Below are 21,607 nucleotides of genomic sequence, written 5' to 3' on the forward strand. Positions count from 1 at the left end.
ACCATAGCCGGGACAACCCTGTGAGGAGCGCATGCCGCAACTTGCCGGTCTGCGCCACCACGCTGGCGCATGGCCGGCTTCGAGAGCGACCGGGCCGTCCGGCAGCGCCCTGCTCCCGCGGTTTGCGGCGCGTCGAGCAGGCATCACCGTGCCTTCGGCACGCAACGCCCTCTATAATCGCCCGCCATGAGCGAATGCATTCTCCGGCCCATGCGGCCCACCGACCTGCCCGCCGTGCTGGAAATCCAGGCCCAGTGCTATCGCGGCATGCTGCTCGAATCGGGCGCCGCCCTGGCCAGCCGGCTGACGCTGTCGCCTGCCACCTGCTGGGTGGCGGCGCGCGCCGGACAGAACGAGACGCTGGCAGCCTATCTGTTTACCCATATGTGGCCGCAGGACAGCCTGCCACCGCTCGACGGCGTACTGGAACCTCACTGGGAGCGGAGTGATGAGTCCAGGCGGGCTGCGGCACTCACCTGGTTCGTGCACGATATGGCGGTGGCGCCTGCCGGCCAGGGCAAGGGCCTGGCTCAGGGGCTTTACGTAGCCGCCCGCGCGGCGGCGCTGGACGCCGGGCTGCGCTCGTCGCGGCTGGTCGCCGTGCAATCGGCAGCACCGTGGTGGCGCAGACTCGGGTACGAAAAAATTGCCGCGGCCGACGACGCATCCGACGCCAAGCTGTCGGCCTATGGCGCCGACGCCGTGCTGATGGGCCGCGTTCTGCAGCCGGCGTGACCGGGCGCCAATGAAAAAACCCGCCCGGCTTGCGCGGGGCGGGCCTTGCAACGAGAGCAGCGCCTTAGCGCGGCAGCTCGGAGTGTCCCATCAGGAAGGCATCGACCGAACGCGCGGCCTGGCGGCCTTCGCGGATCGCCCACACCACCAGCGACTGGCCGCGGCGCACGTCGCCAGCGGCGAACACCTTGGGCACGTTGGTGTGGTACGCGCGCTCGCCTTCCGTGGCGGCACGGGCGTTCTTGCGAGCGTCGGTGTCCACCCCGAAGGCGCTCAACAGCGAGCCCACCGGGTTGGTGAAACCCATCGCCAGCAGTACGAGGTCAGCCTTGAGGATGAACTCGCTGTCCGGCACTTCCTGCATCTTGCCGTCCTTCCACTCGACGCGGCAGGCCTTGAGCGCGGTGATCTTGCCGTTCTCGCCGATGAATTCCTTGGTAGCAACCGACCAGTCGCGATCGCAGCCTTCATCGTGCGACGACGAGGTGCGCAGCTTGATCGGCCAGTACGGCCACACCAGCGGCTTGTTTTCCTCTTCCGGCGGCTGCGGCAGCAGTTCGAACTGGACGACCGATTCGGCGCCGTGGCGGTTCGAGGTGCCCACGCAGTCGGAGCCGGTATCGCCGCCGCCGATCACGATGACGTGCTTGCCTTCGGCACGGATCTCGTTGGGCGCGTCGCCAGCCACTTCCTTGTTCTGCGGGATCAGGAATTCCAGCGCGTAGTGAATACCGGACAGGTCACGGCCGGGAACCGGCAGATCGCGCGGCACTTCGGAGCCGCCCGCCAGCACGACGGCGTCGAACTGGTCTTGCAGCGCCTGTGCCGAGATGGTCTCACGCGCATAGTTCTTGATGCCGGCCGGCAATTCGCCGTCGGTCACCATCACGCCGGCGCGGAAGGTCACGCCTTCGGCCTGCATCTGCTCCATGCGGCGGTCGATCAGCCACTTTTCCAGCTTGAAGTCGGGGATGCCGTAGCGCAGCAGGCCACCGATGCGATCATTCTTCTCGAACACCGTTACGTCGTGGCCGGCGCGCGCCAGCTGTTGGGCAACGGCCATGCCGGCGGGGCCGGAACCGACCACCGCAACGGTCTTGCCGGTCTTGTGCTTGGGCGGCTGCGGGGCAACCCAGCCTTCGTCCCAGGCCTTGTCAATGATGGCGTGCTCGATCGACTTGATGCCGACCGGTGCTTCATTGATGCCCAGCGTGCAGGCGGCCTCGCACGGTGCCGGGCAGATGCGGCCCGTGAACTCGGGGAAGTTGTTGGTCTGGTGCAGCACCTCGATGGCCGACTTCCAGTCCTGGCGATACACCAGGTCGTTGAAGTCGGGAATGATGTTGTTGACCGGGCAGCCGTTGTTGCAGAACGGAATGCCGCAGTCCATGCAGCGTGCGCCCTGGATCTTCGCTTCGCTGTCGGACAGCGCGAAAACGAATTCCTTGTAGTGCTTCACGCGCTTGGCTACGGGCTCGTAACCTTCATTCTGGCGCGGAAATTCGAGAAAGCCAGTCGCCTTACCCATGTTGCGTCCTTGGTCTTGCTGGGCGGGACCGGCGCTTGCGCCGGCCCCGCTGTGAGGTCAATATCTTGTGAGGCCGGCGGCGCCGATGCGCCGCCGCTCATGCTTGGTCGGGCTCGCCGCCCGGGCCGGCTCAGGCTGCGATACGGTCGCTGTCCTTCGCTTCCTGCTCCTTGGCGTACATTTCGCCCAGCGCGCGCTTGTACTCGGTCGGGAAGACCTTGACGAACTTGCGGCGCGAGGTAGCCCAGTCGGCCAGCAACGCCTTGGCGCGCTCGGAACCCGTGAAGCGGAAGTGCTGCTCGATCAGGCCCTTGAGGATGACTTCGTCGAGCTGGCGCTGGCCGTCCACCTTGTGCCAGGAGGCCGGGGACTGGCCCTTCTCCTGGTCCGCCGCGGCGAGCACGGTTTCCAGTGCCACCATCGAGGTGTTGCAGCGCTTGTCGAACAGGCCGTCCTCGTCATAGACGTAGGCCATGCCGCCCGACATGCCGGCCGCAAAGTTGCGTCCGGTGCCGCCCAGCACCACCACGGTACCGCCAGTCATGTACTCGCAGCCATGGTCGCCGGTGCCTTCCACCACTGCGGACGCGCCCGAGTTGCGCACCGCGAAGCGTTCGCCCGCCACGCCGTTGAAGAAGGCTTCGCCGGCAATCGCGCCGTAAAGCACGGTGTTGCCCACGATGATGTTGCGGGTCGGGTCGCCACGGAACTCGTGCGGAGCGCGCACGATCACGCGGCCGCCCGACAGGCCCTTGCCCACGTAGTCGTTGCCGTCGCCCACCAGGTCCAGCGTGATGCCATGCGCCAGGAAGGCGCCAAAGGACTGGCCGGCGGTGCCTTGCAACTGGATGTGGATAGTGTCGTCAGGCAGGCCTTCGTGGCCGTACTGCTTGGCCACCACGCCCGAGAGCATCGCGCCGACTGTGCGGTTGACATTCTTCACCGGCTGGATGAACGACACGCGCTCACCCTTGTCGATGGCCAGGCGGGCCTTGGCGATCAGCACATGGTCGAGCGCCTTGCCGGCTTCGACCGACAGGCCGTGGTCCTGCCCATCGGTGTGGAAACGCGGCAGCTCGGCCGGGAACGGTACCTGGTAGAAGATGCGCGAAAAGTCGAGGCCGCGCGCCTTCCAGTGTTCGATGGCCGGCTTGGTGTCGAGCAGGTCGGCACGGCCGATCAGTTCGTCAAAGGTGCGGATACCCAGTTGCGCCATGATCTCGCGGGCTTCCTCGGCAACGAAGAAGAAGAAGTTCACCACGTGCTCGGGCTTGCCCTGGAATTTCTTGCGCAGCACCGGATCCTGCGTCGCCACGCCCACCGGGCAGGTGTTCAGGTGGCACTTGCGCATCATGATGCAGCCTTCGGCTACCAGCGGCGCGGTGGCGAAGCCGAACTCGTCAGCGCCCAGCAGCGCGCCGATGACGACGTCGCGGCCAGTCTTCATCTGGCCGTCGGCCTGCACGCGGATGCGGTTGCGCAGACCGTTGAGCATCAGCGTCTGCTGCGTCTCGGACAGGCCGAGCTCCCACGGCGTGCCGGCGTGCTTGATCGACGACCACGGCGAAGCGCCGGTGCCGCCATCATGGCCGGCGATCACGACGTGATCCGCCTTGGCCTTGGCCACGCCCGCGGCCACGGTGCCCACGCCCACTTCCGACACCAGCTTGACGGAGATATCGGATGCCGGGTTGACGTTCTTCAGGTCGTGGATCAGCTGTGCCAGATCCTCGATCGAGTAGATGTCATGGTGCGGCGGCGGCGAGATCAGGCCAACGCCCGGCACTGAGTAACGCAGCTTGCCGATGTAGTCCGAGACCTTGTGGCCGGGCAGCTGGCCGCCTTCGCCGGGCTTGGCGCCCTGCGCCATCTTGATCTGGATCTGGTCTGCCGAAGCCAGGTACTCGGCGGTCACGCCGAAACGGCCGGAGGCCACCTGCTTGATCTTCGAGCGCAGCGAGTCGCCGGCCTCCAGTTCCAGGTCGCGCACCACGGCTTCGGAGCCCAGCAGGCCCTGCAGGGTGTCGCCCTTCTTGATGGGGATGCCGCGCAGTTCGTTGCGATAGCGCTTCTCGTCCTCGCCGCCTTCGCCGGTGTTGGACTTGCCGCCGATGCGGTTCATCGCCACGGCCAGCGTGGTGTGCGCCTCGGTGGAGATCGAGCCCAGCGACATGGCGCCGGTCGCGAAGCGCTTGACGATGTCCTTGGCCGATTCCACTTCTTCCAGCGGAATGGCGCGCGCCGGATCAACCTTGAACTCGAACAGGCCGCGCAGCGTCATGTGACGGGGGCTCTGGTCGTTGATGATGTTGGCGTATTCCTTGTACGTCTGGTACGCGCCCTTGCCGTCGTCGGCACGCACGGCGTGCTGCAGCTTGGCCACCGAATCCGGGGTCCACATGTGCTCTTCGCCACGCACACGGTAGGCGTACTCGCCGCCGGTGTCGAGCATGGTGTCCAGCACCGGGTTGTCGCCAAAGGCGTCCTGGTGCAGGCGCAGCGCTTCCTCGGCCACCTCGAAGATGCCGATGCCTTCGACGTTCGATGCGGTACCGTGGAAATACTTCTGCACCAGTTCGCGCGACAAGCCGATGGCTTCGAAGATCTGCGCGCCGGTGTAGGACATATAGGTGGAGATGCCCATCTTGGACATCACCTTCTGCAGGCCCTTGCCGACCGCCTTGACGAAGTTCTTGACCGCCTTCTCGGGCGACAGGTCGCCGGACAAGCCTTGCGCCATGTCGGCCAGCGTTTCCATCGCCAGGTACGGGTGCACGGCTTCCGCGCCGTAGCCGGCCAGCAATGCGAAGTGGTGCACTTCGCGCGCCGTGCCGGTTTCCACCACCAGGCCAGCCGAGGTGCGCAGGCCCTTATCCACCAGATGGTGATGAATGGCCGACGTGGCCAGCAGCGCGGGAATCGCCACGTGACCCGCATCAACGCGGCGGTCCGACACGATCAGGATGTTGTAGCCCGAACGCACCGCGTCCACGGCTTCGGCGCACAGCGAGGCCAGGCGGGCTTCGATGCCTTCCTTGCCCCACACCTTCGGATAGCAGATGTTCAGTTCGTACGAACGGAACTTGCCGCCGGTGTAGTGCTCGATGTTGCGGATCTTGGCGATGTCCTTGAAGTCCAGCACGGGCTGGGACACTTCGAGACGCATCGGCGGGTTGATGTTGTTCAGCTCGAGCAGGTTGGGCTTGGGTCCGATGAAGGACACCAGCGACATCACCATGTTCTCGCGGATCGGGTCGATCGGCGGGTTGGTGACCTGGGCGAAAAGTTGCTTGAAGTAGTGGTACAGCGTCTTGTTCTTGGACGACAGCACGGCCAGCGGGCTGTCGTTGCCCATCGAACCGGTGGCTTCCTCGCCGGCCAGCGCCATCGGCGCCATCAGGAACTTGACGTCTTCCTGGGTGTAGCCGAAGGCTTGCTGGCGATCCAGCAGGCGCGCGTCGGGCTTCTTCTCGGCGGCCACGTCCTCGGGCTTGGCGTCGAGCTCGTCGAGCTTGATGCGCACGGCGTCGATCCAGCTCTTGTACGGCTTGGCGTTGGCCAGGTTGTCCTTGAGTTCCTTATCGTCGATGATGCGGCCTTGCTCCATGTCGATCAGGAACATCTTGCCCGGCTGCAGGCGCCACTTTTGCACGATGCGCGACTCGGGGAACGGCAGCACGCCGGCTTCCGACGCCAGCACCACGATGTCGTCCTCGGTCACGTAGAAACGCGCCGGGCGCAGGCCGTTACGGTCCAGCGTGGCGCCGATCTGGCGGCCATCGGTGAAGCAGATCGCGGCGGGGCCGTCCCACGGCTCCATCATGGCGGCGTGGTATTCGTAGAAGGCGCGGCGGTTGTCGTCCATCAGCGTGTGCTGTTCCCAGGCTTCCGGGATCATCATCATCATCGCGTGGACGAGCGGGTAGCCCGCCATCGTCAGCAGTTCGAGGCAGTTGTCGAACGATGCGGTATCCGACTGGCCAGGGTAGATCAGCGGCCACAGCTTGGGCAGGTCGTCGCCCAGCACCGGCGACGAGATCGCGCCGGTACGTGCGTTGACCCAGTTCACATTGCCCTTGACCGTGTTGATTTCGCCGTTGTGGGCGACCATGCGGTACGGGTGGGCCAGTTCCCAGGCCGGGAAGGTGTTGGTAGAGAAGCGCTGGTGCACCAGGGCCAGCGCCGACACGGCGCGCGGGTCCTGCAGGTCGAGATAGTATTCGCCGACCTGGTTGGCCAGCAGCAGACCCTTGTACACCACCGTGCGCGCCGACATCGACGGCACGAAGTATTCCTTGCCGTGCTTGAGCTTGAGCGCCTGGATGGCGTGGCTGGCGGTCTTGCGGATCACATAGAGCTTACGTTCCAGCGCGTCCGTGGTCATGATGTCGCGGCCGCGACCGATGAAGATCTGGCGGATCACCGGCTCGGTGGTACGCACCGTCGGCGACATCGGCATGGCGGCATCCACCGGCACATCGCGCCAGCCCAGCACGACCTGGCCTTCCAGGCGCACGGTGCGCTCGAGCTCCTGCTCGCAAGCCAGGCGGGATGCGTGTTCCTTCGGCAGGAAGATCATGCCCACGCCGTACTCGCCGGACGGCGGCAGGGTCACGCCCTGCTTGGCCATTTCCTCGCGGTAGAACTGGTCCGGGACCTGGATCAGGATACCGGCACCGTCGCCCATCAGCGCATCGGCGCCAACCGCGCCCCGGTGGTCCAGGTTTTCCAGGATCTTCAGGCCTTGCTGGACGATCTCATGGCTCTTCTTGCCCTTGATGTGGGCGACCATGCCGACGCCGCAGGCATCTTTTTCATTGGCGGGGTCGTACATGCCCTGGGCTTGGGGACGCGAGGCAGGCGCGTACGCGGCGGCAGACTCTGCGGCCTGCGCTTGGGCCATCGTTGGCTTCGATTGGGATTGCGATTGGTCCACGGGCTTGATTCCGGTGAGGGCTGCGCAGCCAGCAAGGCAGACCGGAACGGGAACCGCACTCTTCCACCGGGGCCGGTCGTAAACCGGGATCGGGGCAACGAGAGAGACAGCGGGACCGCAGCGGCGTACACAGGCGTGACGCGCCGCACAATGAATGTGGGTGGAGGAACTATAAAAGAATCGTACCCGTCCCGCAAAATTTTTAAATGGGGTCAGAACATAATTAATCTCGCACCACTTCAGGGATGGTCTTTATTTGGGGACAGATTGATCCTGGTGCATTGCAATGACGATTTGTGATGCGCTGCTGCTGTAGGTGATGACCCCGCCACGCGCGACGGGGCCGACCTTAGATCGAGTCCGGCTCCGCCTCTCTGGCGGCCGCCGAGCGGCCCACCGGCCTTCCCTTGGGCAACTGATGCACGCGCCGCCCACCCTGGCGCTCCAGTTGGGCGAGGAAGGCCGCATCGCCCAGGGGCCAGCCGCTATGCGCATGGCTGCGCAGCGTGGCCAGCGCCATCGAGGACAAGCCCTCGGCAGTCACGGAGCGGTAATTCGACTGACGCTCGAATGGCGTATTGCCCAGCGCCCAGTATGCAGAGTGATCGCTCACAAATGGGCTGGCTTCGATGCCGGCGTGGTGGCGATAGCTGCTCCAGCGGTCGCCTTCGGGCGAACTCACTTCGCCCGCGCGCACGGCATTACCCTCCACATACAGCATCGCGGGCAACATCCAGGCCGCGGGATCGAACACCGCCGAACGGAAGCGGCCATCCCACAACGTGCCCGTGCGGCCGGCAACCCGGTTGAAATGGCGCGCGTAGCGGCGCCCGACCGCCTGCATGGTCAGGCTGAGCGAGTCGGCATGGCGAGGGGTTGCCACGAGATGAACATGATTTGGCCGCAAGGCGTAGGCGTGGATCGCCAGATCGTGCTCGCGCGCGGCCATCCGCAGGCAGTCGAGGTAGTGCGGGCGATCGTCGGCGCCAAGGAAGATCGGCTGGCGATTGTTGCCGCGTTGCAACACAAGCGCCGGCAGCGACGCCGGGGAAAAACGAGGAAGTCGGGCCATGGTGAGCGAGGAGAATCGGTGACCAGCGATCACCGGATGAATGGCTCAAGCGGATGCCATACCCGATGATAGCCTAGTCGCCGCCTGATCCGTCCCCAATTTCCCCGCCGTCTGTGGCCGCCTAGTTCCCCTCGTCAACCGCAAAAATGCGGCGGTGCTCGCGAATCGCATAGCGGTCGGTCATGCCGGCGATGTAATGCGAGATCAGGCGAGACTGGTCGCGCCCCTGCCCGGCCTGGTACTGCGGCGGCAACAGGCGCGGATCCGCCATGAAGGCGTCGAACAGGTCGGTGATGATGCGGTGCGCCTTGGAGGACATGCGCATCACGAGGTAGTGGCGGTACAGATGGCGGAACAGGAAACGCTTGAGCGCCGCCGCTTCCTCCCGCACTGCCGGGCTGAAGGCCACCAGCGGGCCGGCGGCCCTTACCGCGTCGATGTTGCGCGGGTTGGCGGCGGCAATATTCTGGCTGGTGGTTTCGATCAGGTCGACGATCAGGGTGTTGATCATGCGCCGGACCGTTTCGTTGATGACGCGCCGCCCGTTGATGCCGGGAAACGCCGCCATCGCCTCGGCCCGGTGGCGCCCCCACATCGGTACTTCGTCCATCTGCTCGAGCGTGAGCAGGCCGGAGCGCAGGCCGTCGTCGATATCGTGGTTGTTGTAGGCGATCTCATCGGCCAGGTTGGCCAGTTGCGCCTCCAGCGAAGGCTGGGTGCCCTCCAGGAAACGCCGGCCCAGTTCGCCCAGCGCCGAGGCATTGACGCGCGAGCAGTGCTTGAGCACGCCCTCGCGCGTCTCGAAGGTCAGGTTGAGCCCGTTGAACCCGCCATAGCGCTCTTCCAGCTCATCCACCACCAGCAGGCTCTGCAGGTTGTGCTCGAAGCCGCCATGGTTCTTCATGCAATTGTTCAGCGCGTCCTGGCCGGCATGGCCGAAAGGCGTGTGACCCAGGTCATGCGCCAGCGAGATGGCCTCGACCAGGTCCTCGTTCAGGCGCAGGTTGCGCGCAATCGAGCGGGCGATCTGCGCGACTTCCAGGCTATGGGTTAGCCGGGTACGGAACAGATCACCTTCGTGATTGACGAAGACCTGCGTCTTGTACTCGAGCCGCCGGAAGGCCGTGCTGTGGATAACGCGGTCGCGGTCGCGCTGGAACTCCGTGCGCGAAGACGAAGCCGCTTCGAGATGCGCCCGCCCAAGTGTCTGCGCGGAGCGGGCGGCATAGGGAGCGAGGTGGCTTTCGAGGTCGGTCATGCGGCAATCCGGTCAGGCATCCGGCCGGGCGGCTACACGCCGTCCGGCCGGGGTTGCAAGGCACAACCGATCGCGTCAGGCGACCGGCGCCTCGGTAGGCGGCCTGAGCACCGCGTGCTGCAGCGTAGCGCGCAGGTCAGGATCCGGCACGGTGGTAATGAAGGCTTCGCCCAGCTTCCTCAGCAGGATGAACTTGATGCTGCCGGCTTCCGCCTTCTTGTCCACTTTCATCAGTTCGATGTAGCGGTCGGTGCCGAGTTCCGGCGCCACCACCGGCAGCATGGCGGCGCGCGTGAGCTGCACCACGCGGGCGCGCGTTTCGGTGTCGATAAAGCCGAGCCGGTGCGACAGGTCCGCCGCCATCACCATGCCACACCCCACCGCCTCGCCGTGCAGCCACTCGCCGTAACCCAGGCCTGCCTCAATGGCATGGCCGAAGGTGTGGCCGAAATTGAGCATGGCGCGCAGGCCGCCCTCGCGTTCGTCCTGGGCCACCACTGCGGCCTTGATCTCGCAGGAACGCTTCACCGCCAGCGCCATGGTGTCCGGGTCGCAGGCATTGAGCGCGCGGATATTGCGTTCGATCCAGCCGAAGTACTCGGCATCGGCCATCGCGCCGTGCTTGATCACCTCGGCCAGACCGGCCGCCAGTTCGCGCGCGGGCAGCGTACGCAGCGTGTCGATATCGGCGATCACCGCGTTGGGCTGGTGGAAGGCGCCGATCATGTTCTTGCCCAGCGGGTGGTTGATGCCGGTCTTGCCGCCCACCGAGGAATCCACCTGGGCCAGCAACGTGGTGGGCACCTGCACGAAAGGCACGCCACGCATGTAGCAGGCCGCGGCAAACCCGGTCATATCGCCCACCACGCCGCCGCCAAGGGCGATCAGCGTGGTCTTGCGGTCGGCGCCCGCCGTCAGCAGCGCGTCGAAGATCAGGTTGAGCGTTTCCCACTGCTTGAAGGCTTCGCCGTCTGGCAGGGTGACGGTGCGCACGGTCTTGCCCAGCGCCGCCAGCGTGGCCTGGACCCGGGCGGCATAAAGCGGCCCCACCGTCTCATTGGTGACGATAACAGCGTGCTGGCCACGTACATGGGGACGGAACAATTCGACCTGATCGAGCAGGCCGGTACCGATATGGATGGGGTAGCTGCGCTCCCCAAGGCTGACTTCAAGGGTGATCATCGTGTTTCTGGTCCTGCGCCGGAAGATTGTCCGCGCACGCGCCCTCGCCCTCTTCGGGCTCCTCGGCGGCAACGGTAAAACCGGCCATCTCAAGTTGCATCAACACCATATTAGCAAGCTGCGCCACCGAAGGCTTGCCGGTTTCGATGATGAAATCCGCCACCTCGCGGTAAAGCGGGTCGCGCTCGCCATAGAGCGCTTCCAGCCGCCCCTTGGGGTCTTCGGTCTGCAGCAGCGGGCGATTGCGGTCGTGCCTGGTGCGCAGCCACAGGTCGTGCGGGCTGGCGCGCAGGTAGACCACGGTGCCGCGAGCCTTCAGGTGGGCGCGGTTCTCGGGCCGCAGCACCGCGCCGCCGCCGGTCGCCAGCACAATGCCGTGCCGCTGGGTCAGCTCGTCGATCATCAACGCCTCGCGGTCCCGGAAGCCGGACTCGCCCTCATGTTCGAAGATGATCGGAATACGCACGCCGCAACGCGCCTCGAGTTCGTGGTCCGAATCGAAGAACGGGTAGTTCAGGCGCCGGGCCACGGTGCGGCCAACGGTGGTCTTGCCGGCACCCATCAGGCCAACAAAGAAAAGGTTCGGGCGGGTGAATGTCACTGGCGTGTCGGGCGGGAGCCGGGTCTCTGGCCGGTCCTCGCGGTAGGAAACTGCATCATCTTCTTATGTTGGGGCGCTGCGGGCAAGTGGCGCGGCGCAATCGGCACAAGGCAACCCGCCTCGCGACCCGCCTTGCGCGCCTGCCATGCACCCTCGCGCCTGCTCGCCCGCCTGGGCAATAAAAAAGCCGCATCGGATCGATGCGGCCTGTCAGTCTACTGCATCCGGCGCGGCCGGGGCTATTTCAGCGACACGCTGTCGTTCAGCACGCGCGGCGTCAGGAACACCAGCAACTCAGTCCGGTTATTGACCTTGGCATTGTCCTTGAAGAGGTTGCCCAGTATCGGGATGTCGCCCAGCAGGGGCACCTTGTTCACATTGTTGGACTCGGTCTGGCTGTAAATGCCGCCGATCACCACGGTGCCGCCGTTCTCGACCAGCACCTGCGTCTGCACGTGCTTGGTGTCGATGGCGAAGCCCGACGTGGTCTGGATACCCACGCTGTCCTTGTTGACGTCGACGTCCAGCAGGACATTGCCTTCCGGCGTGATCTGCGGCGTCACTTCCAGCTTCAGGTTGGCCTTGCGGAACTGCACCGAGGTGGCGCCGCTGGAAGTGGCGGCCTGGTAGGGCAGTTCCGTGCCTTGCTCGATCAGTGCCTTGATATTGTTGGCGGTGACCACGCGCGGGCTGGAAATGATCTTGCCCCGCCCGTCGGCCTCAAGCGCCGACAGCTCCAGCGCCAGGAAACGGCCGGCAGTGTTGCTGAACAAGCTGACCGCGACCGAGCCCGGATTGACGCCGTTGATCGCTGCGGCCGGCAGGCTCAGCGCCGGGGTGCTATCCCAGGTGCCGCCCGTGAGCGGGTTCGTGATCGGGCTGACCACATTGGTGTAGTTGTTGCCGTAGCCGGCGCCAGCCGTCTTGGAGGCAAAGCCCAGCCTGACGCCCAGGTTGCGGCTGAAAGTGTCATTGGCCTCGACGATGCGCGCCTCGATGATCACCTGGCGCACCGGAATGTCGATCTTGCCGAGGAAGCTCTGCACCTCTTCCAGCTTGGTCGCGATATCTGACACGAATAGCTGGTTGGTACGAGGATCGGCTGTCAGCGAGCCGCGCTTGGACAGCATGCGCGTGTTGCTGGCCGCCGCGCCGCCCACTCCCCCCACTCCGCCGATCGCACCCGCGCCGCCCAGCGCCCCGCCACCGACACCGCCACCGACACCGCCTGCGGCCAGCCCGAGCAGCATGCGCCGCACGTCCTCGGCGCGCTGGTAGTTGAGCTGGAACACCTGGCTGCGGATCGGCTCGAGGTCGTTGATCTGCTGCTGCGATTCGAGCTCGAGTTTTTCCTTGGTGGCCAGCTCCGCCTTGGGCGCAACCAGCAGCACATTGCCATTACGGCGCGAGGCCAGACCCTTGGCGTCGAGCACGATCTGCAACGCCTGGTCCCACGGCACATCCTTCAGGCGCAGCGTCAGATTGCCCTGCACGCTTTCGCTGGTGATGATGTTGAGGTTGGTGAAATCGGCAAACACCTGCAGCAGCGAGCGGATGTCGATGTTCTGGAAATTCAGCGAGAGCCGGTCGCCGCGGAAGCCCGCGCCACTGATCAGCTTGGCCGGATCCTCCTTGACCGGGCGCACCTCCACCACGAACTGCGTATCGGTCTGGTAGGAACTGTATTCCCAGTTGCCGCGCGGCTCGATGGTGAGGCGAGTGCTGCCGTTGTTGTCGCTCGCCCGCATGCCCTGCACCGGGGTGCCGAAGTCGGTCACGTCATAGCGCCGGCGCAGGCCGTCGGGCAATGACGTATTGAGGAAATCGACCACCACGTTCTGGCCCTGCTGCGCGATATTGATGCCGGAGTCGCGCGAGGACAGGTCCACCACGATCCGGCCCGCGCCATCCTGGCCACGGCGGAAGTCGATATTGCGCAGGGTTGGCCGGTTCGACGGCGCCAGCGGCGCTTGCGCCGAGGTTGGTGCGAACGTCGGCACCGCCGCCCGTGCAGTCTGTGCGACGTTGTCGAGCATCACAACGAACAGGTTGCCGCGCACTTCGGTACGATAGGTCGCCACGCGGGTCAGGTCGAGGACGACGCGGGTGCGGTCGCCGATCTGCACCACATTGGCGCTCTTGAGCAACTTGCCGCCGAAGTCGTGCTGGGCTCGCCCGGCCGCAAAGCCGGTATCGATGAAATCGATGGCGAGCTTGGGCGGGTTCTGCGTAGTGAAGTCGGCCGGCTTCTGCGATGGCGGCCCCTGCAACTCGACTGTGAAGACAGTCTGCTCGCCCACCGTCGTGGCATCCACGCGCTTGACCGCATTGCCCGTTGTCGATTGCGCCTGCGCAGCCGGCGCGCCCAATACCAGCACCATCACCGCGGCGCCAGCAAGCGCGCGGTACCAACGACCGATGATCATGCCGCCCCCTCCAGCTTCAGGCTGGTCATTTTCTCTTTCCACTCGGCTACCCCTTCCCGGACCAATTCGCGCAACACGATCTCCTGATCGCTGATGCGGACCACCCGGCCGTAGTTCTGGCCGAGATACTGACCCACCTTGACGTGGTGGATCTTGTTATCTACCTGCACGACGCCGTAGGTCTCGCCGCTCTTCTTCATGGCGCCCAGCATCTTGAAGTTCTCCAGCGGGTAATCCTCCAGCGGCTCTCGCCGCCGCCCGGACTCCGGCGATTCGGACAGGACACGGTTAAGGTCGCCGATCTTGTTCTGGGCAAAGGGCTCAGGCGCGCTGCGCGCCGCGTACTCGCGCGGCGCATAGGGCTTGGGCTCGGGCAACGGGGCCGGCGGCGGCACCTTGGCCGCCTGGGCTTGCGCCATCCACTGGCGCAGGCTGTCTTCCTCGCTGCCGCCGCAGGCCGCCAGCAACGCGGCGCCAATCAGCGCGCAAGCGCAGGCGCGCAGGCGCGAGGCCTGGATCGCAGGCATCATTTCTTCACTCCCGCAGCCGTCTTGGCCGCCGCGGCTTCCGCCTTGCGCTGTGCCGCCTGTTCATCGGGATCAAGCGCGCGATAAGCCATCGCCACGGCCTCCATCGCCAGCCCGCCATCCTTGCCGGTAGTGAACTGCAACCCCTGCATCGACACGATGCGGGAAAGCGCAGCCACGTCGGCATTGAACTGCGCCACGTCGTGATAGCGCCCGGTGACTTTCAGGTTGACCGGGATCTCGGCAAAGTAGGGCTTCATCACGGCGGCCTGCGGCTTGAACAGCTCGAACTGCAGGCCACGCGCCACGCCGGCGTGATTGACGTCGGCCAGCAGTGCATCCATCTCCGTCTTGTTGGGCAACTGGCGCTCGACCAGGGCCACGCGCTGCTCCACTTCCGCCTTCTGCTTGCGCAGCGCATCCAGGTTGGCCACTTGCGCCACCTTGCTCTGGTAGGACTGCTTCAGGCTATCCTGCTCGATATGTTTGCGATCGAGGTCGTCGAGCTTGCCGCTCCAGTAGAACTGCCAGCCCAGCAGCAGCACCAGCACCGCCGCCAGCACGGCGAACAGCAGGCGCGGGGCGGTTGGCCAGGTTTCCGGCTCATTGAGGTTGAGGCCACGGAACTGCGCGCCGAGGTCGTTCAGCGTGGCCATCGAGATTTCGATATCAAGTGCCATGGTCAGCCCTTTCCGCCGACAACGGCGCTTGCGGCCGCCGGCCCGGATTTGCCCTTCTTGCCGTCGTCCGGCACTTCGGCCGCACGGTAGGCGAAACGCATCGAGAAATCGAACAGGCGGCGCTGCTCACGCAGATTATTGGTCATCATCACGGCCTTGGATTCGACCAGTTCGGCCTTGTCCAGCCACTGCACCTGGCTGAGGTTGCGCAGCAGCTCCGAGACGCGCTCGTTCGACTGCGCGACGCCGCTCACGGTGAACGACTCGCCGGTCTGCTTGAGCGTGGTCAGGTAGACGCCTTCGGGCACCTGCCGCACCAGTTCCTCCAGCAGTTGCACGGGACGGTTGCGCTCGTTCTGCAGGCCTTCGATAGCCTTCTGCCGCTGCAACAGGCCTTCGATGTCCTTGCGCAGCGTATTGACCTCTCGGATCTGCCCGTCCATGCGGCTGTTCTCGGCGGCGAGCACCTGGTTCAGGCTGGCGACGGCATCGATGCGGTGATCGATGTACATGCCGCCCAGCAGCACCACCAGCGCGCCGGCGCCTGCAGCCCCGCCCAGCAGGGTGTAGACCTTCTTGCGCCGCGATGCCTTGCGGGCTTCGTGGTAAGGCAGCAGATTGACTGTCGGGATCGTATTGGTAGGCATGCGGCTTCCCTCGCTGACTTACTGCAGGCCGCGCAGCGCAAGCCCGGCGCTCACGATATAGGCCGGCAGGGCGCGCTGCAGATAGCGCTCGTTGACCTTTCCGGCTGTCATCATGTTCGCGAACGGGTTGGCCAGCGTGGTGGTGATCTCGGTCTGTTGCTCGATGGCCGCCTGCACGCCGACCAGCGAGGCGTGGCCGCCCGAGAGCAGGATCTCGTCGACCCGGCCGATGCTCGAAGCAGACAGGAAGTTGCGCACGGCCCCATGCACCTCCGCCGCCAGCGCCTCCAGGGAGGGACCGAGCAACTGGGTACGCCAGGTTTCCGGCAACGTGTTCTTGCGCTTCTTGATCTCGGCCTTGAGCGCGTCCAGCGTGAACATGCGCGCGGCGCTTTGGGTGAGCTGGTCGCCGTAGCTGTTGAGCGATTGCTCGTAGAGTTCTTTCCAGCCCTGGTAGAAGATCGCCTTGGAGCGGCTGCCGCCAAGGTGGATTACCGCCACCACGGGCAACTCCTTGGCATCGGTCGCGCTGATGTCGGCCGATACGCCCAGCATCTGCACCACGGAGCGCTGTACCGCGTATTCCTCGACGTCCATCACGTGCGGCTTCAGCCCGGCCATTTCGGCCGCGGTGACGCGTTCCTGCACGCGATCGCTGTTGGCGGCGGTAACGCGCACGCCAATGCCCCCCTCGGTTTCGCTGGGGCCGATCACGGCAAAATCGAAATTGACGGCCTGGGACGGCGGATAGAGGCGATGCGCCTCGGATTCCACCTGGACGTAAAGCTCATCCTCGGACAGGTTGTCCGGCAGGCTGACGGTCTGCGATTCGGTCAGCATCGACGGCACTCCCAGCACGACCTCTTTCGTGCGAATCCCGGCCTTGCCGAGTGCACGCTTGAGGGCGATGCCCACCGCTTCGATATTGACCACGTTGCCATCGGCAACGGCATTGCGATCCAGCAGTTCGCTGGCGCATTTTTCCAGCCGATAGTCGTTCTTGCCGCTGCCTACCGACAGCTCGACTACCTTCACGCTGGACGACCCGATGTCCACGCCGACCGTCGTACGGCGCAACAACCCCGACAAGATTCCTCGCCGCAAGGTGACCCCCTGACCGTTGAACTCGCCTTGGCTTGGTTGCTCTAATTTGGCGAGTCTTTATTGTTTCTTGGATGAAACGTTTTGCTCTTTTGGTTGGTGGATTCTCACCAAAAATCGGGGCGCTGGCAATGTGCCGGTTTGACCACGATTGCTTTTAATGAGCGCCCCTTGCAAAGCGTTGCCAAAATCCCACGGTAGCCCTGCTCCTCCCCCGATCCGCTCATCTTTTCGTTTCATGCAGATCTCAACCCCATTACATCTTGTAACAGCGCGATAGCGGCGCGCACGCCACAACGCGCCGGGCCCCGCAGATCCCGGGAGATATAATCCCGGCACCTCTAACTAGGTATTTCCCTTATGGCCACAGCACAACAAAAGCCTGCCCTACCCGCCCGGCGTCCGATCTGGATGCGGCTGACCTTTTGGGCCCTGGGCCTGCTGGTGGCCGGGATCGTGGCGGTGGCGCTGCTGGTGGGATATGCGCTGCTGGTGGCCGCGCCCAACCTGCCGTCGCTGGATACCATCACTGACTACCGGCCGAAGATTCCATTGCGAATCTATACCGCGGATAACGTGCTGATTGGCGAATTCGGCGAGGAACGGCGCAATTTCGTGCCGATTACCGAAATACCCGACGTGATGAAGAAGGCGGTGCTGGCCATCGAGGACGACCGGTTCTACGAACACGGCGGGGTCGACTTCGTCGGCGTGCTACGCGCGGGGCTCGCCAACCTGCGCGGCGGGCTGTCGCAGGGTGCGTCCACGATCACCATGCAGGTGGCGCGCAACTTCTTCCTCTCCAGCGAGAAGACCTACACCCGCAAGCTGTATGAAATGCTGCTGGCCTACAAGATCGAGGCCAACCTCTCGAAGGACCAGATCCTCGAGCTCTACATGAACCAGATCTACCTGGGGCAGCGCGCCTATGGCTTCGCCAGCGCGGCACGTGTGTATTTCGGCAAGTCGATAAAGGACGTGACGCCGGCCGAGGCCGCCATGCTGGCCGGCCTGCCCAAGGCGCCCTCGGCCTACAACCCGGTGGTCAACCCGAAACGCGCCAAGGTACGCCAGGAATACATCCTGCAGCGCATGCGCGACCTGCGCTACCTCACGCCCGAGCAGTACGACCAGGCTCTCCACGAAGAACTGAAGGTGCGCGGCGAAGGCAATGAGTTCTCCACGCATGCCGAGTACGTCGCCGAAATCGTGCGCCAGCTTATGTATGCGCAATACCGCGAGGAAACCTACACCCGCGGCCTGACCGTCTACACCACGCTCAACAAGACCGACCAGGACGCCGCCTATGAGGCCGTGCGCTCGGGCATCATGAATTACGAGCGCCGCCACGGCTACCGCGGGCCTGAGGCGTTTATCGACCTGCCCGCCAGCGCGGACGAGCGCGAGCAGGCCATCGACGACGCACTGGAGGAGCACCCGGGCAGCGACGACCTGCGCTCGGCCGTGGTCACCAGCGTGACCGCCAAGCAGGTGCAGGCCACGCTGCTGTCGGGTGAAGTCGCCACCATCGAAGGCCAGGCGCTGCGATTCATCGCACCGTCACTCGCGGCCAACGCGCAGCCCAAGGCCAAGATCCGGCCGGGCGCGATCATCCGCGTGACGCAGGACGAGAAAGGCGCGTGGACGGTCACGCAGTTGCCTGAAGTATCCGCGGCCTTTATCTCGCTCAATCCGGAAGACGGCGAGATCCGCGCGATGGTCGGCGGCTTCGATTTCAACCGCAACAAGTTCAACCATGTGACGCAAGCCTGGCGCCAGCCGGGATCGAGCTTCAAGCCATTCATCTACTCGGCGGCACTGGAAAAAGGATTCTCGCCCGCCACCGTGATCAACGACGCGCCGCTCTCGATCAGCGACAACGGCGGCCAGGTGTGGGAGCCGAAGAACTATGACGGCAAGTTCGAAGGCCCGATGACCATGCGCCGCGCGCTGGCCAAGTCCAAGAACCTGGTGTCGGTGCGCATCCTGCGCGCCATCGGCACCCAGTACGCCCAGGACTACATCACGCGCTTTGGCTTTGACGCCGAAAAGCACCCGGCTTACCTGCCGATGGCGCTGGGCGCCGGCAGCGTCACCCCGCTGCAGATGGCTGGCGCCTACTCCGTCTTTGCCAACGGCGGCTACCGCGTCAATCCCTACCTGATCCAGAAGGTGGTCGATGCGCGCGGCAATGTGCTCTCCGAAACCAAGCCCCAGCGCGCCGGCGCGGATGCGGTACGCGTGCTGGATGCCCGCACCGCCTTTATCGCCGACACCATGCTGCGTGAGGTAGTGCGCTCCGGCACGGCGAACAGCGCCAAGCAACGTCTTGGCCGCAACGACCTGGCCGGCAAGACCGGCACCACCAACGACGCCGTGGATGCCTGGTTCGCCGGCTATACGCCCAAGCTGGTGGCGATCGCCTGGATGGGCTACGACCAGCCCAAGAGCCTGGGCGTGCGCGAGACCGGCGGTGGCCTCGCGCTGCCGATCTGGGTGAGCTACATGGGCAAGATGCTCAAGGGTGTGCCGGAAATCCCCGAACGCCAGCCCCCGGAAGGCGTGGTCACGGTCGGCGGCGACTGGACCTTCGAGGAAAACGCGGGCGGCGCCGGCGTGGCTTCGGTTGGCCTGGGCGATCCGTGGCCGGGCAAACCGGACGAGAGCACGCAATCGCCGGCCGATACCGAGGCCGAGAAGAAGCGCATCCTGGAAATGTTTGGCGGCGGCTGATCCCCGTCGTGGGAGGCTTCACCGCCAACGAAAAAGCCGGCCTTCGAGCCGGCTTTTTCGCGCCTGGGCGCCGCGCTCAGGCCAGTGTCAGGGCGATCCCGGCCTGCTGGCTCACGTAGCCGGACAGTGCCGCATACAGCTCGCCGCCGCCGCGCGTATCGATCCAGCGCTGGCCATCGTGGCGGAAATGGAATCCGCCCGCGCGCGCGGCCACCCACAGCTCCTGCATCGGCGCCTGGCTGTTGACGATGATCTTGGAACCGTCCTCGAACTCGAGCTCGATGAGGTTGCCGGCACGGTTGATCTCGATATCTGCGTCGGCCGCGTCGGCGGCGGTTTCCACCGCGCTCTCCAGCCGGTCCAGCTCTTGCTGGGCCAGCGCCAGGAACTCACTTTCACTCATGGGGGGCATGCTAAACTCCAAGGCCGCCGGCCAGCGCCATTTGCAGCATTCCGCGGCATTCGGCCAGTAGCGTATTGAAAAAGTACTTCGTATTTCCGTTGGTCCCGCCGCCCCCGCTTGAGGGACTGCCCGGGACCGTCCGGGACGACTCTGGACGTCTCGTTGGACTCTTTTAGCCTCTTGGACTCTTTAAGTAAGGACGACCCGATGTTGCGTCGTGTTGCGATTGTATCGGCGATTGCCGCCAGCCTTGCGATGCCCCTGTTGTCCGGATGTGGCATCCGCGGCCCGCTGACAATGCCCAAGCAGCCTCCCGCACCGGCCCAGCCCGGCGTACCGGATCCCGGCCTGGCCAATCCGGCCGTCCCGAATCCGGCGGCCATCCAGGGCACCGCACCGGCAGCGGCGTCCGCCACGGCACCGGTTGCAGTGCCGGCCGCCACCCCCACCGCCAAATAACCATGAACGCCTTCTTCCATCGCCACGACGGCGCGCTAGCCGTCGAGCACGTGCCGCTCGCGCGCATCGCCGCCGAATACGGCACCCCCACCTATGTCTACTCGCGCGCCGCGCTGACTGCCGCCTACCAGGCCTACGCCGCGGCGTGCCAGGGGCGCCGCGCGCGCGTGCAGTACGCCATGAAGGCCAACTCGAACCTGGCCGTGCTGCAGGTTTTTGCCAGGCTCGGCGCCGGCTTCGACATCGTCTCCGGTGGCGAGCTGCAGCGCGTGCTGGCAGTGGGCGGAGATCCGCGCAAGGTGGTGTTCTCGGGGGTGGGCAAGACCGCTGCCGAGATGGAACTGGCGCTGACGCACGATGTGCTGTCGTTCAATGTCGAGTCGATCCCCGAGCTGGACCGCCTCAATGCCGTGGCCGGCCGGCTGGGCAAGCGCGCGCGCGTATCGCTGCGCATCAATCCGGATGTGGATGCCAAGACGCATCCATATATCTCCACCGGGCTGAAGGGCAACAAGTTTGGCGTGGCGTTCGAGGACGTGCTGCCCACCTACCGCGCCGCCGCGGCGCTGCCCCACCTGGAAGTGGCGGGTATCGACTGCCATATCGGCTCGCAGATCACGGAGGTAGCGCCCTACCTGGAAGCGCTGGACAAGGTGCTGGACGTGGTGGAAGCGCTCGAGCGCGAAGGCATCAAGCTCGAGCACATCGACGTGGGCGGTGGCCTTGGCATCACCTATGACGATGAAACGCCGCCGGACATTACCGGCTTTGCCCGCACGTTGCTGGACCGCGTAGCCGAGCGCGGCCATGGCCATCGCGAGGTGCTGTTCGAGCCGGGCCGCTCGCTGGTGGGCAACGCCGGCGTGCTGCTGACCCAGGTCGAGTTCCTCAAGCCGGGCGCCGCCAAGAACTTCTGCATCGTCGATGCGGCCATGAACGACCTGGCCCGCCCCGCCATGTACGAGGCCTATCACCGCATCGAACCCGTGCAACTGCGCGAGGCGGCGCAAGCCGCGGCCCTGACCTACGACGTGGTGGGCCCCGTGTGCGAATCCGGCGACTGGCTTGGCCGCGACCGCGCACTGGCGGTGCAGCCGGGCGACTTGCTCGCAGTGATGTCGGCCGGCGCCTATGGCTTTGTCATGAGCTCCAACTACAACACCCGCCCTCGCGCGGCCGAAGTGATGGTCGACGGCGACGACGTGCACCTGGTGCGCGGCCGCGAGCGCGTGGAAGACCTGTTCCGCGACGAGCGCCTGCTGCAAGGCTAAGCACCCGCCCAGCCCTGTGCCCGGCAGCCTCCTGATCCTAGGCGGGCG

The 21,607-nt window shown here is 65.3% G+C and carries 17 protein-coding genes; 4 read left to right on the plus strand and 13 right to left on the minus strand.

Going from position 1 to position 21,607, the window contains the following annotated elements:
- Positions 1-210 precede the first annotated feature (210 nt).
- On the plus strand, positions 211-735 hold the full coding sequence (locus tag CF70_RS24260) for a GNAT family N-acetyltransferase (RefSeq protein ID WP_414629475.1): 525 nt from the start codon (positions 211-213) through the stop codon (positions 733-735).
- Positions 736-799: 64 nt separating this feature from the next.
- On the opposite strand, the gene CF70_RS24265 is transcribed toward CF70_RS24260, so the two are convergent.
- From CF70_RS24265 to CF70_RS36240, 12 genes are all read right to left on the minus strand, one after another.
- Entirely contained in the window at positions 800-2,263 is a 1,464-nt protein-coding gene (locus CF70_RS24265) for a glutamate synthase subunit beta (RefSeq protein ID WP_035870702.1), read from the minus strand.
- Positions 2,264-2,393: 130 nt separating this feature from the next.
- Positions 2,394-7,166 (minus strand): glutamate synthase-related protein, encoded by a 4,773-nt coding sequence (locus CF70_RS24270; RefSeq protein WP_035870703.1) that lies wholly within the window; start codon positions 7,164-7,166, stop codon positions 2,394-2,396.
- Between the two features lie 382 nt (positions 7,167-7,548).
- The gene (locus tag CF70_RS24275; protein WP_035870704.1) at positions 7,549-8,271 is read right to left on the minus strand and encodes a transposase; all 723 of its coding nucleotides are present in this window, start codon (positions 8,269-8,271) and stop codon (positions 7,549-7,551) included.
- A 121-nt stretch (positions 8,272-8,392) separates the two neighbouring features.
- On the minus strand, positions 8,393-9,529 hold the full coding sequence (locus CF70_RS24280) for a deoxyguanosinetriphosphate triphosphohydrolase (RefSeq protein WP_035870705.1): 1,137 nt from the start codon (positions 9,527-9,529) through the stop codon (positions 8,393-8,395).
- Positions 9,530-9,604: 75 nt separating this feature from the next.
- A complete protein-coding gene (gene aroB / locus CF70_RS24285) occupies positions 9,605-10,711 on the minus strand; it encodes a 3-dehydroquinate synthase (protein WP_035870706.1) in 1,107 nt (368 codons plus the stop codon).
- Entirely contained in the window at positions 10,698-11,273 is a 576-nt protein-coding gene (locus CF70_RS24290; RefSeq protein WP_035870707.1) for a shikimate kinase, read from the minus strand. The genes aroB and CF70_RS24290 overlap by 14 nt, the downstream gene beginning before the upstream one ends.
- A gap of 278 nt (positions 11,274-11,551) precedes the next feature.
- Positions 11,552-13,738: a type IV pilus secretin PilQ gene (pilQ, locus tag CF70_RS24295; RefSeq protein ID WP_035870709.1), complete on the minus strand. Its 2,187-nt coding sequence runs from the start codon at positions 13,736-13,738 to the stop codon at positions 11,552-11,554.
- Entirely contained in the window at positions 13,735-14,265 is a 531-nt protein-coding gene (locus CF70_RS24300) for a pilus assembly protein PilP (RefSeq protein WP_235185192.1), read from the minus strand. The genes pilQ and CF70_RS24300 overlap by 4 nt, the downstream gene beginning before the upstream one ends.
- Complete coding sequence (locus CF70_RS24305) at positions 14,265-14,945, minus strand: type 4a pilus biogenesis protein PilO (protein WP_035870713.1); 681 nt, start codon at positions 14,943-14,945, stop codon at positions 14,265-14,267. The genes CF70_RS24300 and CF70_RS24305 overlap by 1 nt, the downstream gene beginning before the upstream one ends.
- 2 nt (positions 14,946-14,947) lie before the next feature.
- Complete coding sequence (locus tag CF70_RS24310; RefSeq protein ID WP_035870715.1) at positions 14,948-15,592, minus strand: PilN domain-containing protein; 645 nt, start codon at positions 15,590-15,592, stop codon at positions 14,948-14,950.
- An 18-nt stretch (positions 15,593-15,610) separates the two neighbouring features.
- Positions 15,611-16,681: a type IV pilus assembly protein PilM gene (pilM, locus tag CF70_RS24315; protein WP_200876803.1), complete on the minus strand. Its 1,071-nt coding sequence runs from the start codon at positions 16,679-16,681 to the stop codon at positions 15,611-15,613.
- Positions 16,682-16,753: 72 nt separating this feature from the next.
- Complete coding sequence (locus tag CF70_RS36240) at positions 16,754-16,933, minus strand: hypothetical protein (RefSeq protein ID WP_152561905.1); 180 nt, start codon at positions 16,931-16,933, stop codon at positions 16,754-16,756.
- 120 nt (positions 16,934-17,053) lie between these two features.
- On the opposite strand from CF70_RS36240, the gene CF70_RS24320 reads away from it, so the two are divergent.
- Positions 17,054-19,426 (plus strand): penicillin-binding protein 1A, encoded by a 2,373-nt coding sequence (locus CF70_RS24320; protein ID WP_035870719.1) that lies wholly within the window; start codon positions 17,054-17,056, stop codon positions 19,424-19,426.
- Between the two features lie 76 nt (positions 19,427-19,502).
- On the opposite strand, the gene cyaY is transcribed toward CF70_RS24320, so the two are convergent.
- Positions 19,503-19,838, minus strand: coding sequence for an iron donor protein CyaY (gene cyaY, locus CF70_RS24325; RefSeq protein WP_035870721.1), 336 nt, complete (start codon positions 19,836-19,838; stop codon positions 19,503-19,505).
- 198 nt (positions 19,839-20,036) lie between these two features.
- Between cyaY and lptM the strand changes: the two genes are divergently transcribed.
- On the plus strand, positions 20,037-20,288 hold the full coding sequence (gene lptM / locus CF70_RS24330; protein ID WP_035870724.1) for an LPS translocon maturation chaperone LptM: 252 nt from the start codon (positions 20,037-20,039) through the stop codon (positions 20,286-20,288).
- A gap of 2 nt (positions 20,289-20,290) precedes the next feature.
- Entirely contained in the window at positions 20,291-21,559 is a 1,269-nt protein-coding gene (gene lysA, locus CF70_RS24335) for a diaminopimelate decarboxylase (protein WP_035870726.1), read from the plus strand.
- Positions 21,560-21,607: the final 48 nt, after the last annotated feature.

The sequence above is a fragment of the Cupriavidus sp. SK-3 genome, assembly GCF_000611145.1.
Classification (GTDB): Bacteria; Pseudomonadota; Gammaproteobacteria; order Burkholderiales; family Burkholderiaceae; genus Cupriavidus.

Excerpts from the sequence above, each read along its gene's own strand:
- CF70_RS24260 (WP_414629475.1), top strand. The coding sequence starts at position 211 with ATGCGGCCCACCGACCTGCCCGCCGTGCTGGAAATCCAGGCCCAGTGC.
- lptM (WP_035870724.1), top strand. The coding sequence starts at position 20,037 with ATGTTGCGTCGTGTTGCGATTGTATCGGCGATTGCCGCCAGCCTTGCG.
- lysA (WP_035870726.1), top strand. The coding sequence starts at position 20,291 with ATGAACGCCTTCTTCCATCGCCACGACGGCGCGCTAGCCGTCGAGCAC.
- aroB (WP_035870706.1), bottom strand. The coding sequence starts at position 10,711 with ATGATCACCCTTGAAGTCAGCCTTGGGGAGCGCAGCTACCCCATCCAT.
- CF70_RS24300 (WP_235185192.1), bottom strand. The coding sequence starts at position 14,265 with ATGCCTGCGATCCAGGCCTCGCGCCTGCGCGCCTGCGCTTGCGCGCTG.
- CF70_RS24320 (WP_035870719.1), top strand. The coding sequence starts at position 17,054 with ATGGCCACAGCACAACAAAAGCCTGCCCTACCCGCCCGGCGTCCGATC.
- CF70_RS24280 (WP_035870705.1), bottom strand. The coding sequence starts at position 9,529 with ATGACCGACCTCGAAAGCCACCTCGCTCCCTATGCCGCCCGCTCCGCG.
- CF70_RS24270 (WP_035870703.1), bottom strand. The coding sequence starts at position 7,166 with ATGGCCCAAGCGCAGGCCGCAGAGTCTGCCGCCGCGTACGCGCCTGCC.
- CF70_RS24265 (WP_035870702.1), bottom strand. The coding sequence starts at position 2,263 with ATGGGTAAGGCGACTGGCTTTCTCGAATTTCCGCGCCAGAATGAAGGT.
- CF70_RS24290 (WP_035870707.1), bottom strand. The coding sequence starts at position 11,273 with ATGGGTGCCGGCAAGACCACCGTTGGCCGCACCGTGGCCCGGCGCCTG.
- CF70_RS24275 (WP_035870704.1), bottom strand. The coding sequence starts at position 8,271 with ATGGCCCGACTTCCTCGTTTTTCCCCGGCGTCGCTGCCGGCGCTTGTG.
- CF70_RS24310 (WP_035870715.1), bottom strand. The coding sequence starts at position 15,592 with ATGCCTACCAATACGATCCCGACAGTCAATCTGCTGCCTTACCACGAA.
- CF70_RS36240 (WP_152561905.1), bottom strand. The coding sequence starts at position 16,933 with ATGAAACGAAAAGATGAGCGGATCGGGGGAGGAGCAGGGCTACCGTGG.
- CF70_RS24305 (WP_035870713.1), bottom strand. The coding sequence starts at position 14,945 with ATGGCACTTGATATCGAAATCTCGATGGCCACGCTGAACGACCTCGGC.
- pilQ (WP_035870709.1), bottom strand. The coding sequence starts at position 13,738 with ATGATCATCGGTCGTTGGTACCGCGCGCTTGCTGGCGCCGCGGTGATG.
- cyaY (WP_035870721.1), bottom strand. The coding sequence starts at position 19,838 with ATGCCCCCCATGAGTGAAAGTGAGTTCCTGGCGCTGGCCCAGCAAGAG.